Below are 13,291 nucleotides of genomic sequence, written 5' to 3'. Positions count from 1 at the left end.
CCAACAGCCCCTTGAACAGCAGGAGTTACAAAAAATTGGTGGAGAACTCGCGGAACGTCAGCGGTCCCGGTCCAGATGGGCCAGGACTGCCAGGACGCGCCTATTGTCGTCGTCCGACACCTCCAGTCCCAGTTTGGTGAAGATGTTGGAGGTGTGTTTGGCGATCGCCCGTTCCGTGACGACGAGTTGCGCGGCGATCGCCGCGTTCGACCGGCCCTGCGCCATCAGCTCCAGGACCTCCCGCTCCCTGGGAGTGAGTCTGCCGAGCGGATGGTCGTCGGCGGACCGCCGGGCCAGCAGCTGCTGGATCACCTGCGGATCCATGGCCGTACCGCCCGCCGCCACCCGTCGTACGGCGTCCACGAACTGCTCCGCGTCGAACACCCGGTCCTTCAGCAGATACCCCACCCCGCCGCTGCCGTCGGCCAGCAGCTCGCGTGCATACAGCTGCTCCACGTGCTGCGAGAGGACCAGCACCGGAAGTCCGGGCCGGTCCCGCCGGGCCCTGAGGGCGCACTGCAGGCCCTCGTCGGTGTGGGTGGGCGGCAGCCGTACGTCGACCACCGCCACGTCCGGCTCCAGCTCGGCCAGCGCGCGGGCGAGCTCGGGTCCGGACTCCACGGCCGCCGCGATCTCGAAGTCGTAGGCCTCCAGCAGCCGGACGAGCCCGTCCCGGAGCAGGAACAGGTCTTCGGCTAGGACAACGCGCACGGAATCTCCATGGTCACCATGGTGGGACCGCCCGCAGGGCTGCTGACGGCCAGGACGCCGTCGAATGTACCCAGTCGCCGCTCGACTCCGGAGAGCCCGGAACCGGCTCCCGCCTCGGCGCCGCCCTTGCCGTTGTCGGTGACCGCGATCCGCAGCATGCCGTCGCCGTGGTGGAGGTCGACCCAGATCCGGTCGGCACCGGAGTGCTTGACCGCGTTGGTGAGCACCTCGCTGACCGCGAAGTACGCCGCCGACTCCACCGGCGCGTCCGCACGGCCGGGCAGCTCGACGGTCACCTCGGTGGGCAGCGGCAGGCGCAGCGCCAACGCCCGTACGGCGTCGCCCAGTCCGCGTTCGGCGAGCACCGGCGGATGGATGCCGCGGACCAGGTCGCGCAGCTCGCTGAGTGCGTCGGCGGAGGACTGCCGGGCCTGGGCGAGGAGTTGCTTCGCCTTGGCCGGGTCCTTGTCGAGGAGCATTTCGATGGTGCCGAGATCCATGCCCATGGCGACCAGCCGGGCCTGCGCCCCGTCGTGCAGATCCCGCTCGATACGGCGCAGTTCGGCGGCCGAGGTGTCCACCGCGTCACGCCGGGTCTCGGTCAACACCCGGACGCGCTCGGCGAGTTTGCCCTGATCGGCGCCGAGTACGGCCCGGGTGAGCCGGAAGTGGACGACGAGCAGGCGCGGGGCGAGACGGTAGGCGGCGACCAGGAGGACCGCGGCGGTGGCTCCCGCGCCGAGCGCGGTCGGCTGGTCGGTGACCGGCACGAAGCCGTACCAGTAGGTCTGGCCGTCGGCGAGCACCCGCCACAGCCCGGCCGCCACCGCGAACCCCTCGAAGGGGTAGAGGAGCAGGACGGCCGGAAGCAGCGCCGTGAGGTAGCCCGCCGTCATGTCCACCAGCAGCCACCGCAGGTCCCGCCGGACCTGCGGGTCGCGGAGCATCCCGAAGCAACGCGCCCAGAGGTTGGCGTCCTGAGGTATCGGGAGGTACGCCGACGGGATCCGCACCCCGCACCACTCGGCCGCGAGCCGCCGCCGTACGTCCGCGAAGTCCCGCACACCGCCCAGGACATAGGGGGTCGTGACGATGCCGATGCCGATCGGGATCGTCGCGATGGAGACGACGGCCAGCGTGAAGACGAGCACGGCGACGGGCAGCATCACCAGGGCCAGCACGAATCCCCGTACGGCGGCCAGCACCACTTCCCGGGTGCGCCCGCCGGCGCCGCCGCTCTTCGTGTCGGTGTTCATGGCGTCAGTCTCGCCGACCCCCGGGCGCGGGTCACTGGGCCCGGAACCCGGTCAGGTGGTGGTGTCAGATACACCCCGGACTTCTGCACCCCGGACGGCCGCGAGCACCTTCGCCTCCACCTCCGGATCCAGCCCCACCGGCGGGCGGTCCGGGCGTTGCGGTGCGGTGCCGCCGATGGACCGCAGCCAGCTCCAGGTGTCGGCCACGGTTTCCGTCACGGGCCGGCAGCGCAGGCCCGCCTCGACGGCCCGGGAGACGTCCGCGCCGTGCAGGGCGTCGTGCTCGTCGCTCCCCGGCGGCACCCACACGGGCAGCTGGGTCCACGGCTGGATGCCCGCTTCGAGCACGACGTCCGGATCGGCCCAGCGCAGCTCGGCGCGCCCGCCGGTCGCGGTCACGCACGCGTCGAGCAGCTCACCCATCGTGGCGTGCCCCTGCGGGCTGATCAGGTTGTACGGCCCGCTCAGCCCCGCAGCGGCCGCGTCGAGGATCCACTCGGCGAGGTCGCGGACGTCGACGTACTGCAGGGGCAGGTTCCGCGGGCCGGGTGCCAGCACGGGACCACCCCGCGCGATCCGGGACAGCCACCAGGGCAGACGGCCGATGTTCTCGTACGGCCCGAGGATCAGCCCCGCCCGCACGAGCACTGAGCGGTCCGCGCCGAAGGCGTCCAGCGCGGCCAGTTCGCCGCCCCGCTTGTCCCGCGCGTAGTCGGTCTGCTCCGCGTCGGCCGAGGCGCCCTCGACCAGCGACGCGTCCTCGGTGTACCCGGCGGGCGGGGCCCACGCGTACACCGAGCAGCTCGACACGTACACATACCGCTCGGCGCGGTCCCGCAGCAGCCGCGCCGCATCCCGCACCGCGCGCGGCGCCCGCGACCAGGTGTCCACGACGACCTCCCACTCGCCCTCGGCCAGGGCGGCGAGCCCATCGGAGCGGGTGCGGTCGCCGCGCAACGCCCTTGTCCCCGGCAGGGGCTCGTGCCGTCCCCGGTTGAGGACGGTGACGTCCCAGCCGCGCCCGAGCGCCGCCTCCACGACGGCCCGTCCCGCGAACTCCGTACCACCCAGCATCAGCATTCTCATGCCGGTGACTCTGCCCGCCGGGGCCGCGGATCGGAACGGTGCTCTGCTGTCAGCAGACGGTCAGCCCCCGGTCGGCGGTGTGTACTTGTAGCCGACGCGCCGGATCGTCTGGATCGCCTTGCGGTGCTCGGCGCCGAGCTTGCGGCGCAGCCGGGCGATGTGGACGTCGACCGTGCGCCCGTCACCGATGTGGCCGTAGCCCCACACGGTGCTGACCAGCTGGTCGCGCGTGTGCACCCGGCCCGGGTGCGCCACCAGATGTGCGAGCAGCTCGAACTCCAGGTAGGTGAGGTCGAGTTCGCGCCCTCCGACCTGTGCGGTGCGCTGCACGGTGTCGATGCGCACGAGCGGCTCGCCGCCGTCGGACGCCGGGTCGGGCCGGTCCGGCACCGCGACCGGCGGGAACGGCGGCTGGTCGTCCGCCGGGACCAGCACCAGATAGCCGACCATCGCCGGGCGGCCGGGCTGAGCGGGCAGGGTGTGCTGCGGCGCGGGCAGCCAGGTGGCGCCCGGCGGCAGGAGGTCCGTGATCCGGGCCACCTCGTCCCGGTCGACGGCACGCAGCCGCTGACGGGCGGGGGAGGTCAGGGTGGAGGCGGAGGAGAGAGAACGAGTGGTCGTCATGAGAGGTCAGCTCTTTCGCGCGAGAAGTTCGTCGAGGGACGTACGTCGTCTCGCGCCGGCCGAAGACCTGGGTGTACGGCTTCAGAGGGCCGGCGCGTTCATCGCGCGGCAACACACCCGGTCGAAGTCGTGGTGCTGACGGGAGGGCCAGAAGGGCTCAAGGTCATGGCGACCCGTCGCGCTGCACTTCCGGAAGCTGGCCATGCCCCCATTGAAGCAGACACCGGCCTCCGGCAGGAGCCCTCGTCTCAGCCCACCAGACGTTTGTGCCAGGTCAGTGGTGTGACATCGATCGCGCTGTCCGGGCTGCCGTCCCACTCGGTGGACAACCCGGCGCCGGAGAGGGCGGCCACGACCTCGTGACCGACGGCCGTCGTGGTCTCGGCCGAGCCGTCGAACCCGCCGTAGTACAGGCTCAGTCCGCACCCCTCGGCGGCGCCGTCCGTGACCTGCTGGTGGAAGAAGACGAAGCCGCACGCGCCCTCCCGTTAGGCCCCCTGTCTCCGACAGGCTGCAGCCCCGGCAGCAGGTGAAGTTCTCGCGGGCCGTGATGCCGGCCTCCTCCAGCGCCCCGAACGCGAGCGCCCCGGGCCTGCGCTCCCGACACCGGGCGCTCGTCCCCGTCGACCAGGTAGTCCTCGGCGATCTCGGCCAGCGTCCTGCGGGTGTCGTACCCGCAGCGCAGCCGCAGCCGCAGCCGTACGCGCTCCTCGACCTTTTCAGCAGGTCCGCCACCCGGCCGTCCTTGAGGTTCGTGCCGAAGAACCGGTCCTCACCGAGGCGGTGTTCCAGCCAGTAGGCCCCGCGCCTCTCGTGCCAGACCTGAGCGAAGACATGCGGGATGTCCTCGTCGATCTCCATGCCTCCACCATTCCACGCCCCACCGACAACGCGAGGGGGGCGCCCACCGCGAACGGTGGGCGCCCCCTCGGAGCGACAGCGGGGATCAGACCTGGCCGGCCTTCTCCAGCGCGGAGCAGCACGTGTCGACGAGCAGCCGCGTGACCACGTACGGGTCGACGTTGGCGTTCGGACGGCGGTCCTCGATGTAGCCCTTGCCGTCCTTCTCGACCTGCCACGGGATACGGACCGAGGCGCCGCGGTTCGAGACGCCGTAGGAGTACTCGTTCCACGGGGCGGTCTCGTGCAGACCAGTCAGCCGGTCGTCGATGCCGGCGCCGTAGTTCTTGACGTGGTCGAGCGGCTTGGAGCCCTCGCCGAGCGACTCGCACGCGGTGATGATCGCGTCGTAGCCCTCGCGCATCGCCTTGGTGGAGAAGTTCGTGTGCGCGCCGGCGCCGTTCCAGTCGCCCTTGACCGGCTTGGGGTCGAGCGTGGCGGAGATGCCGAAGTCCTCGGCGGTGCGGTAGAGCAGCCAGCGGGCCACCCACAGCTGGTCGGCGACCACCAGCGGGGACAGCGGGCCGACCTGGAACTCCCACTGGCCGGGCATGACCTCGGCGTTGATGCCGGAGATGCCCAGGCCCGCCTTCAGGCAGTTGTCCAGGTGGGCCTCGACGATGTCACGGCCGAAGATCTCGTCGGCGCCGACACCGCAGTAGTAGCCGCCCTGGGGGGCCGGGAAGCCGCCCTCGGGGAAGCCCAGCGGGCGGGCGCCGTCGAAGAAGGTGTACTCCTGCTCGATGCCGAAGATCGGCTCCTGCGCGGCGAAGCGCTCGGCCACCTCGGCCAGCGCGGCACGCGTGTTGGAGGAGTGCGGGGTCATGTCGATGTCGAGAACCTCGCACAGGACGAGGATGTCGTCGCCGCCGCGGATCGGGTCCGGGCAGGAGAAGACCGGGTTCAGCACCCGGTCCGAGGCGTGGCCCTTGGCCTGGCTGGTGGAGGACCCGTCGAAGCCCCAGATCGGAAGCTCGGCACCCTTGGCGTCGTCCGCGAGGATCTTCGTCTTCGAACGCAGCTTGGCCGTCGGCTCGGTGCCGTCGATCCAGATGTACTCAGCCTTGAAGGTCACGGGGGCCACATCCTTCGGGGGTGGGTCAGGCGCACTTGCGGGTGCTGCGGCGCTGCGGCACTGGGGCGCCGCTGTCGATACCCGGAGCCTGTCAACAGGCGATTTCCCGATCATTGCTCGAATGTGAACCCCGTGTTACCTGGTGGTTCTGTGTCGCGTCTCACAATGAGAGGTCCCGGTGGCCGGGATGTGGACGCGCGGCCGGACGGTCACCGGCTTTCCCTCCGTCAAAGCCGGTGACCGGTGACCCGCATGATGGGGAGCCCGAGGCGGCGCATGCGCGCCGGACCGGGCCCCGCCTCACCGCGTTCCTGGACGCCCGGGCGTCACCCCACCTTCTCGATGACCGCGCGGCGGATGAGGAACTTGCCGGGCTCGCGGACCTGCTCGAAGGCCGCGTTGTTCAGCAGGACACAGCTACCGGAGACGGAGGTGACCTTCACCGTCGTGGACTTGTTGTTGTCCAGGTTGGTGACCTTCAGGGTGGTCCCCGCCGGGAACTGGTTGCTGGAGGCCGCCGGGGCACCGCCCTCGCCGGAGAGCGTCACGGTGGAGCCGTTGCAGACCTGCTGGCCCGAGCCCGCGGCAGCGCCACCCGCGTTGTTTCCCGCGTTCCCGGCGTTACCTGCGTTACCTGCGTTACCTGCATTCCCGGCGTTCCCCGCGTTTCCGGCGGGGGCGGTCTGCTGACCGCCTTGCTGTCCGGCCTGCTGACCGCCCGCCGCCTGAGAGCCCTGAGCCGACTCCCCAACGACGCATCCGGCAGCCTTCTGCTGGACCTTGATCTGCTCGATGACCGCCTCGCGGTTGGCGATCCGGGCCGCCGACTGCGCGTCCGGGTTCGCCTTCTGGCCGTCGATGAACTTCTGGTTGTTGCCGAGGGCGGTGGCCAGCCCCTGGCATACGTTCGAGTCGGCGGCGGCCAGGGGTTTGGCGTTCTGCGGGCTCTGCGCCGCGTTCGACGTGGCCGCCATGGCGAAGGCCCCGCCGCCCGCCACCGCCGCGGCGCTGACAAGCAGCGCGACCTTCTTCTTCGTGCTGAGGGTTCGCCTGCGCGACATGCGCGCCTCCTGAAGAGGTAGGGGAGCGTACGCCGCTATGTACGAGATCCCGAACGGGGTTACTCAATGGTCACAGGGAAACGCTGAAGTAACCTGCGTCACATCGGAGTTGAGATTTTCTCAGCTCTTGTTCCGGGAGAGGGCGTCCTGAACGGCCTCGTCCGTGCGCCCGACGACCGCCGTGCCGTCGTCCGCCGTGATGATCGGCCGCTGGATGAGCTTCGGGTGCTCGGCGAGCGCCTTGAGCCAGCGGTCGCGCGAGGTCTCGTCCCGCGGCCACTCCTTGAGGCCCAGTTCCTTGGCGGCCGCCTCCTGGGTGCGGGTGATGTCCCAGGGTTCGAGGCCGAGGCGGTCGAGTACGTCCCTGATCTCGTCCTCGCTCGGTACGTCCTCCAGATAGCGGCGGACGGTGTACTCGGCCCCCTCGGCATCGAGCAGGCTGATGGCGCTGCGGCACTTGGAGCAGGCGGGATTGATCCAGATTTCCATGCGGCCCACGGTACGCGAACCCGTTGAGGAGCAAGGTCGCTGTTCGATTTTCTCGGCACCTCGCAGATGTCTCTGCTGCACCCTGCGCAGCACCCGAAATCACCTTCCCCACCAGGGAGTTTGGGTACGGCTGCGACCTCGCCGATTGTCAGTGGGGGCCGGTAGACTGGAAGCAGTGTTCGAGGATGTCGCCGGGGTTTCCGGACGGCGTCCTGACCGCGACCGGAGGATGCCTGTGCCCGCTGCCGCACTGAAGTCGAAGCCGCTGCCCACCCAGTCCACCGCGAAGCGTTCCGTCCTGCTCGACTCGCCCTACGCGCCGACCCAGAAGAGCCCGCTGCCGGCGGGCCGTCCGCGCGAGTGGTACGTCATGCACAACCGCCGCCTCAAGGCGATGCGCCTCGCCATAGCCCTGCTCGACTCGGGCGTTTACGTCCCCAATCAGGCCCGCAACGAGACGATCCGCAGCACGGCGGAACTGATCGGCATTCACCCGCCGTCGGACACGACGTGCCACATGGTGCGGGCGTTCATGCGGTATTCGCGGTGACCGCGGCGCCGGGTGCCCCTGAGTTTCCGGGTGCCCGGCGCCGACACAGCACCCCTAGGCCGACTGCGCCGACAGCTCCCGCTCCAGCGGTGTCCGGAAGCGTGGGGTCACCCTGGAGCCGTTCAGCACGGTGCGCAGATGTTCCGCCTGCGCCGCGATCGCCGTCTCTCCCTCCCGGCCCACCCCCTCGGCGTCCAGGATCCGCCAGACGACCTCGCCGTCGGGCCGCTGGGCCCACCCCCCGACCACCCGTCCGTTCCACCAGACGGTCGGCCCCACGTTCCCGCTGTAGTCGAAGAGACTCCGACGCAGCTCCGGTGCGAGGTACCAGTCCCGCTGCTGCCAGCCCATCGCCGTCGGGTCGAGGGCGGGGAGCAGCGCCGCCCAGGGTTCGACGGGTTCCGCCACCGGTTCCGCGTCGCCCGCCGTGACGTACCCGGTGTCGCCCTCGTCCAGTGAGACAGCCTCCGCCCCGATCGCGGCCAGCGCCCGGCGGACCTCCGTCACCCGCCACCCCGTCCACCACTTCAGGTCGGCCTCCGTCGCCGGACCGCACGCGGCCAGCCAGCGGCGCAGCAGTCCGGCCTGGGCCCCGGCGGCATCCAGTTCGGGGTGTGCGGGGGCCACCGCCCAGCGGAACTGGCTGGAGGTCCACGAGCCGAGCGGGCGGCCCCGGACCACCTTGCCCTCCACGCCCAGCACGCGCAGGAGCCGGGTGGAGACGGTGTGGACGCCCTCGTAGCTCTTCCCTGCCGCGTACACGAACTGCTCCCGCAGGCGCGGTTCGTCGGCCGCCAGTTCCGTCGCCGTCGCCTGCCCGCGCCGGGCCAGCGCGGCCAGCGTCGACTCCTCGACCTCCGCCAGCCAGGCCGCGTCCGGTGCGCCGGCCTTCGCCATGTCCTTGACGAGCGAGGCACGCTCGCGGGCGGCCACGGTCAGGCCCGTCGACGCGTGGACCACCGCCGTGAGGTCCGTGGGGAACACGAACACCGTGTGCCGCATGCCGTGCATCCGCACCAGCGTGCGGTCCTCGTACAGCGCCCGCTCCGTCTCCGGCAGTGTCTTCACCGGGTCGGCCAGCCGGGCGCCCACCGCCAGATACACCGTCGCCGGGTCGGAGCCGTGCAGCGCCACCAGCGAGGCGGCGACCTCCTCGGGGGCCGCCGCCCGTGCCGCACCGGCCAGCCGGTGGCGCAGGGCGAGCCGGACCCTTCGCTCCGCCGCCCCGATGTGCCGCTGTGCCCCGCCGCCCATGCCGACCTCCGCCCGTCGAGTCCGTCCACCACGCCCAGCACGTCCTGTATGCATCTTCGCCGACGCCACTGACAGCCGGTCCCCGTCACCCGTTCTGCCTACTGGACATGCGGTCACCCCCGCACACGGCCTTCACTTCGAATCAGAGACCGGAAGGTGCAGGAGGTGCCGGGACCAGAGGGAGGCCGTGCTCGGATGACCACTCCCACCGAACGCGCCCAGCGCGGCAAGGCCGCCCGCAAGCGCGTCCCCCGCTCCTCCCACGCCCTCTGGCTCCCGCCCGTCGACCGGCCCGACCCGGTCGCCGTACTGCAGCGGCAGGGGCGGGACCGGCTGCCGGAGCTGCTGCCGGTCCGCTACGGGCGGATGGCGACCACGCCGTTCGCCTTCCTGCGCGGCGCGGCCGCCGTCATGGCCGCCGATCTCGCCTCGCAGCCGAACACCGGGCTCGGCGTGCAGCTGTGCGGCGACGCCCATCTGCTCAACTTCGGTGTGTACGCCTCCCCGGAGCGGGTGCTGCTGTTCGACCTGAACGACTTCGACGAGACCTTCCCCGGGCCCTTCGAGTGGGACGTCAAGCGGCTCGCGGCGAGTGTGGCGGTGGCCGGCCGGGAGAACGGGTTCCCCGAGCCGAAGGTCCGCGGGGCGGTCCTGGCCGCCGCGGCCGCCTACCGCGGGTCCATGCAGCGGCTCGCCGCGCTCGGCGAACTCGCGGTCTGGTACGAGCGCATCGAGGCCGAGAGCGTGCCGGCGATCGCCCGCTCCGCCCGCCGCCGCAGCCGCGTGGAGTCCACGCTCACCCGCGCCCGCCGCCGCACCAGCCTGCAAGCCCTCGGCAAACTGACGGAGACGGTCGACGGGCAGCCGCGGATCGTCCAGGTCCCGCCGCTCCTCGAACCGGCAGGCGCCCCCGACATGGCCTCCCTGCGCAAGATCTTCAGCGACTACCGCTCCACCCTCGCCGAGGAACGCCGCGTCCTCCTCGACCGCTACCGCTTCGTCGACGCCGCCCGCAAGGTCGTGGGCGTCGGCAGCGTCGGCACCCGCTGCTTCATCGTGCTGCTCCTCGGACGGAACGGCGACGACCCCCTGTTCCTGCAGATCAAGGAGGCCACCAAGTCCGTACTGGAGGACCATCTGCCCAGTGGGCCGTACATCCATCCGGGGCACCGAGTGGTGGCGGGGCAGCGGCTGCTCCAGGCCGCCGGCGACATCTTCCTGGGCTGGATGACCGGGCCTCAGGGCCGCGCCTACTACTGGCGTCAGCTGCGCGACATGAAGGGCTCGGCCGACGTCGCCGGGATCACCCCGGCCGGGCTCGTCGAGTACGCGGGGCTGTGCGGCACCGCCCTGGCCCGCGCCCACGCCCGCTCCGGCGACCGTATCGCCATAGCCGGCTACCTGGGCACCACCGATGTCTTCGACCGTGCCGTCGCCGACTTCGCGCAGAGCTACGCCGCCCAGACCGTCACCGACCACGCGGCCCTCGGCGCCGCCATCGCGGCCGGCGTGGTGCAGGCGGCACCGGGGGTCTGAGCGCGGGCGGGTCAGGAATGGCGCTCCACCAGAGCGGCCGCATGCTCGCCGAGCCCCGTCAGCAGCACGTCCGCGAACTCCCGGCAGTCGTCCGGACTGTCTCTGAACCAGAGGCCCAACTGGTGGGTGGCGTCGGGGAGTTCGAGACGGGTGAACCGGGCCCGGGTGGACAGCGACTCCTGAACCGCCTGCGTCACCTCCGGCGGGATGACCGTGTCCGTGCCCGGCACCACGAGCACGGCGCGCCCCTTGTACGCCCGCAGCGCGTCGAGCGCGGGTGAGCGGCGCCAGCTGTCCGGGGTCCGGATGATTCCACTGAACCGCCCGTCGCCCTCGCCGAACGGTACGTCCCATGCCTCCGGCGCGTAGACCGCGGGGGCGCACAGGCCCAGCGCCGCGACCCGATCGCCGTAGTACTGGGCGAGGTCGGCCACCGTCTGTCCGCTCATGCTGAACCCGACCAGGACCAGCGGTTCGTCCGCGGGCACCCGTGCGTCGAGCACCGACACGGCCTGCTCGAACCGCCGTCGCAGGCTCAACTCCCGTAGCGCGCCGGTGCTTTCGCCATGACCGGAGAAGTCGAAGGCGAGCCCCCGGCAGTCGCGGGCGGCGAACTCCGAGAGCAGCGGCCGCAGTCGTTCCTTGCTGCCCCGCCCGGCGCCGTGCAGCAGGGCGACGGTGGCCCTGCCGGGCCGCCCGGGATCACCGCCGTACAGACCGCTGAGGCGTTCACCGTCGTGGGTGTGCGTGAAGGAGACCGGTTCGTTCATGGCGCCCATTCACTCACGGAAATCGAGATGCACCGCGCGTGACCGCATCCCTACGCTGGACGCACACCGACCACACTTCGACGCCAACGGAGGACCGTCATGGGCACCATCGTCCTGTCCGGGACCGCCGTCCTGGTGATCCTGGGATTCGGAAACCACATGTGGTGGCTCGCCGCCGTCGCCGCGCTCTACCTGTACGTGCAGTACGGGCGGGGCACGACCCCGACCGCCGGAGGGGATTCGGCGGGTGCGCCCGCCAGTTACCAGGCGTACCGCGAGCGCCGTGACCGCCAGGCCAAGTGGGAGCGCCGCTACCGTCGCGAGCGCCCCCACGAGGCCCGGCGTCAGGAGCGCGAGAAGAGCGGGTGAGCCCCGCGGGAGCCCTCGGTCACAGACCGGGGGCTCCCCACACCGGGAACCAGCGGCTCAGGTCCTGCTCGATCCGCAGGTCGTTCGCGAGGGCCGCCTTCACCTGGAGTTCCAGCGCGTTGTCGCGCCGCTGTGCCCCGCCGGGCCGTGGCGCGAAGGGGTAGAACGTGCCCCGCTTGTACAGATAGACGAGGGCCAGGCTGCGGCCGGAGTCGTCCCGGAACCCGGCCAGCGAGCACAGCAGCTGCGGTCCGAAGCCGTTGACCTCCATCGAACTGTTCACCGCGTGCAGATCGTTGACCAGCTGCGGGAGCTGGTCGGGCGTGCGCTGCGAGACCAGCCAGGAGTAGCCGTAGTCGTCCTGGCGCAGTTCCACCGGGGACCCGGCGCGCTCGGCGTCCGCGTCGAGCAGGGCCTGAACCTCCCGGTGGGTCTGCTCGAAGGCCGCGCCCTCCACCGTGGCGAAGCACACCGCGCCGCCTCCGGTGGGGGTGAAGCCGGCCGCGGCCTCCAGCGTGATGGCCGCCGAGGGCAGCGCGAACAGCTGGTCGAGGTCGGGTGCGACGGGCTTCGTACGGCCCAGCAGGATGTCCAGCAGCCCCATGCTCAGCCCGCCTTCCCCGGCGTCGCCGCCTCACCCAGTTCGGCGGAGATCCGCCCCAGTTGCTCGAGCCGCTGCTCCAGGCTGGGGTGGGTCGAGAAGAGCCCCGCCAGACCGGGCTCCGCGCCCAGTGCCGGGGTGAAGAAGAAGGCGTTGAAGGCCTGGGCCGTGCGCAGGTCCTCGGTCGGGATGCGGGCGATGTCGCCGGAGACCTTGGTGAGCGCGGAGGCCAGCGCCGAGGGACGTCCGGTGAGATGGGCGGCCGCCCGGTCCGCCGCCAGTTCGCGGTACCGGGACAGGGCCCGGATCAGCAGGAAGCTGATCGCGTACACGGCCATCGAGACGCCCATCACGATCCCGAAGACGGCGATGGTGTTCTGGTCCCTGCGGCCGCGGAACAGCGACGAGTAGAAGGCGAACCGGACGATCAGGCCCGCCAGTACGCCCAGGAAGGACGCGACCGTGATCACGGCGACGTCCTTGTGCGCCACGTGCGACAGCTCGTGCGCCAGCACGCCCTCCAGCTCGGCGGGCTCCAGCCGGCGCAGCAGACCCGTCGTCACACACACGACGGCATGGTCCGGGTTCCGTCCGGTCGCGAACGCGTTCGGCAGATCCATGCTCGACACGGCGACCACCGGCTTGGGCATGTCCGCCTGGGCGCACAGCCGGTCGATCACCCCGTGCAGATCGGGGTACTCCTCCCGCTCCACGACCCGGCCGTGCATCGCGTAGAGCGCGACCCGGTCGGAGAACCAGTACTGCGCGACGAGCATCCCCGCCGCGACCACCACGACCAGTACCCAGGACTTCAGCAGCACGATCAACGCGGCGACGAACCCCACGTACAACAACCCGAGCAGGAACAGCGTGACCCCCATACGCGCGGTCAACCGCCGATCGCTCCGGAAGCGGCTCTGCATCTTGCATCACCCCGCAGTCAGGCACTCGTCCCGTTGTCCAGTGTGCACCTGCCGGCTGCCATGAACAGGTACCGATCGGCCCTGCG

At 71.3% G+C, this 13,291-nt stretch carries 14 protein-coding genes and 1 pseudogene; 3 read left to right on the top strand and 12 right to left on the bottom strand.

Going from position 1 to position 13,291, the window contains the following annotated elements:
• Nucleotides 1–57: 57 nt before the first annotated feature.
• The 8 genes and pseudogenes from AB0I54_RS27520 to AB0I54_RS27485 all read right to left on the bottom strand — a co-directional run bounded on the left by AB0I54_RS27520 (nt 58) and on the right by AB0I54_RS27485 (nt 7,202).
• Complete coding sequence (locus AB0I54_RS27520) at nt 58–711, bottom strand: response regulator transcription factor (RefSeq protein ID WP_363298827.1); 654 nt, start codon at nt 709–711, stop codon at nt 58–60.
• On the bottom strand, nt 696–1,967 hold the full coding sequence (locus tag AB0I54_RS27515) for a sensor domain-containing protein (protein WP_363298826.1): 1,272 nt from the start codon (nt 1,965–1,967) through the stop codon (nt 696–698). The genes AB0I54_RS27520 and AB0I54_RS27515 overlap by 16 nt, the downstream gene beginning before the upstream one ends.
• Before the next feature lie 51 nt (nt 1,968–2,018).
• Nucleotides 2,019–3,053 (bottom strand): NAD-dependent epimerase/dehydratase family protein, encoded by a 1,035-nt coding sequence (locus AB0I54_RS27510; protein ID WP_363298825.1) that lies wholly within the window; start codon nt 3,051–3,053, stop codon nt 2,019–2,021.
• Nucleotides 3,054–3,113: 60 nt separating this feature from the next.
• Complete coding sequence (locus tag AB0I54_RS27505) at nt 3,114–3,677, bottom strand: winged helix-turn-helix domain-containing protein (RefSeq protein WP_363298824.1); 564 nt, start codon at nt 3,675–3,677, stop codon at nt 3,114–3,116.
• Between the two features lie 248 nt (nt 3,678–3,925).
• A pseudogene (locus AB0I54_RS27500) lies at nt 3,926–4,523 on the bottom strand (hypothetical protein); the annotation flags it as partial.
• A gap of 100 nt (nt 4,524–4,623) precedes the next feature.
• Nucleotides 4,624–5,652, bottom strand: coding sequence for a glutamine synthetase (gene glnII / locus AB0I54_RS27495; RefSeq protein WP_363298823.1), 1,029 nt, complete (start codon nt 5,650–5,652; stop codon nt 4,624–4,626).
• A gap of 326 nt (nt 5,653–5,978) precedes the next feature.
• Nucleotides 5,979–6,713 (bottom strand): hypothetical protein, encoded by a 735-nt coding sequence (locus AB0I54_RS27490; protein WP_363298822.1) that lies wholly within the window; start codon nt 6,711–6,713, stop codon nt 5,979–5,981.
• A 120-nt stretch (nt 6,714–6,833) separates the two neighbouring features.
• Complete coding sequence (locus AB0I54_RS27485) at nt 6,834–7,202, bottom strand: arsenate reductase family protein (RefSeq protein ID WP_363298821.1); 369 nt, start codon at nt 7,200–7,202, stop codon at nt 6,834–6,836.
• Nucleotides 7,203–7,437: 235 nt separating this feature from the next.
• Between AB0I54_RS27485 and AB0I54_RS27480 the strand changes: the two genes are divergently transcribed.
• Nucleotides 7,438–7,752 carry a hypothetical protein gene (locus AB0I54_RS27480; protein WP_363298820.1) on the top strand — a complete coding sequence of 105 codons (315 nt, stop codon included), beginning with the start codon at nt 7,438–7,440 and terminating at the stop codon, nt 7,750–7,752.
• 54 nt (nt 7,753–7,806) lie between these two features.
• On the opposite strand, the gene AB0I54_RS27475 is transcribed toward AB0I54_RS27480, so the two are convergent.
• The gene (locus AB0I54_RS27475) at nt 7,807–9,006 is read right to left on the bottom strand and encodes a winged helix DNA-binding domain-containing protein (RefSeq protein ID WP_363298819.1); all 1,200 of its coding nucleotides are present in this window, start codon (nt 9,004–9,006) and stop codon (nt 7,807–7,809) included.
• A 195-nt stretch (nt 9,007–9,201) separates the two neighbouring features.
• On the opposite strand from AB0I54_RS27475, the gene AB0I54_RS27470 reads away from it, so the two are divergent.
• Complete coding sequence (locus AB0I54_RS27470; protein ID WP_363298818.1) at nt 9,202–10,542, top strand: DUF2252 domain-containing protein; 1,341 nt, start codon at nt 9,202–9,204, stop codon at nt 10,540–10,542.
• An 11-nt stretch (nt 10,543–10,553) separates the two neighbouring features.
• On the opposite strand, the gene AB0I54_RS27465 is transcribed toward AB0I54_RS27470, so the two are convergent.
• Nucleotides 10,554–11,312 carry an alpha/beta fold hydrolase gene (locus tag AB0I54_RS27465; RefSeq protein WP_363298817.1) on the bottom strand — a complete coding sequence of 253 codons (759 nt, stop codon included), beginning with the start codon at nt 11,310–11,312 and terminating at the stop codon, nt 10,554–10,556.
• A 99-nt stretch (nt 11,313–11,411) separates the two neighbouring features.
• On the opposite strand from AB0I54_RS27465, the gene AB0I54_RS27460 reads away from it, so the two are divergent.
• The gene (locus AB0I54_RS27460; RefSeq protein WP_363298816.1) at nt 11,412–11,681 is read left to right on the top strand and encodes a hypothetical protein; all 270 of its coding nucleotides are present in this window, start codon (nt 11,412–11,414) and stop codon (nt 11,679–11,681) included.
• Nucleotides 11,682–11,700: 19 nt separating this feature from the next.
• Here the strand turns inward: AB0I54_RS27460 and AB0I54_RS27455 are convergent, their stop codons facing one another.
• The gene (locus tag AB0I54_RS27455; protein WP_363298815.1) at nt 11,701–12,285 is read right to left on the bottom strand and encodes a hypothetical protein; all 585 of its coding nucleotides are present in this window, start codon (nt 12,283–12,285) and stop codon (nt 11,701–11,703) included.
• A 2-nt stretch (nt 12,286–12,287) separates the two neighbouring features.
• On the bottom strand, nt 12,288–13,205 hold the full coding sequence (gene htpX / locus AB0I54_RS27450) for a zinc metalloprotease HtpX (RefSeq protein ID WP_363298814.1): 918 nt from the start codon (nt 13,203–13,205) through the stop codon (nt 12,288–12,290).
• Nucleotides 13,206–13,291 lie beyond the last annotated feature (86 nt).

The sequence above is a fragment of the Streptomyces sp. NPDC050625 genome (genome assembly GCF_040654755.1).
GTDB lineage: Bacteria > Actinomycetota > Actinomycetes > Streptomycetales > Streptomycetaceae > Streptomyces.
Note: the sequence above shows the minus strand (reverse complement) of the source record. Positions and strands in the feature narration are given on the sequence as shown.

Coding starts and splice junctions, on each gene's coding strand:
- AB0I54_RS27515 (WP_363298826.1), bottom strand. CDS start 1,967: ATGAACACCGACACGAAGAGCGGCGGCGCCGGCGGGCGCACCCGGGAA.
- AB0I54_RS27510 (WP_363298825.1), bottom strand. CDS start 3,053: ATGAGAATGCTGATGCTGGGTGGTACGGAGTTCGCGGGACGGGCCGTC.
- AB0I54_RS27505 (WP_363298824.1), bottom strand. CDS start 3,677: ATGACGACCACTCGTTCTCTCTCCTCCGCCTCCACCCTGACCTCCCCC.
- AB0I54_RS27490 (WP_363298822.1), bottom strand. CDS start 6,713: ATGTCGCGCAGGCGAACCCTCAGCACGAAGAAGAAGGTCGCGCTGCTT.
- AB0I54_RS27485 (WP_363298821.1), bottom strand. CDS start 7,202: ATGGAAATCTGGATCAATCCCGCCTGCTCCAAGTGCCGCAGCGCCATC.
- AB0I54_RS27475 (WP_363298819.1), bottom strand. CDS start 9,006: ATGGGCGGCGGGGCACAGCGGCACATCGGGGCGGCGGAGCGAAGGGTC.
- AB0I54_RS27470 (WP_363298818.1), top strand. CDS start 9,202: ATGACCACTCCCACCGAACGCGCCCAGCGCGGCAAGGCCGCCCGCAAG.
- AB0I54_RS27465 (WP_363298817.1), bottom strand. CDS start 11,312: ATGAACGAACCGGTCTCCTTCACGCACACCCACGACGGTGAACGCCTC.
- AB0I54_RS27460 (WP_363298816.1), top strand. CDS start 11,412: ATGGGCACCATCGTCCTGTCCGGGACCGCCGTCCTGGTGATCCTGGGA.
- AB0I54_RS27455 (WP_363298815.1), bottom strand. CDS start 12,285: ATGGGGCTGCTGGACATCCTGCTGGGCCGTACGAAGCCCGTCGCACCC.
- htpX (WP_363298814.1), bottom strand. CDS start 13,205: ATGCAGAGCCGCTTCCGGAGCGATCGGCGGTTGACCGCGCGTATGGGG.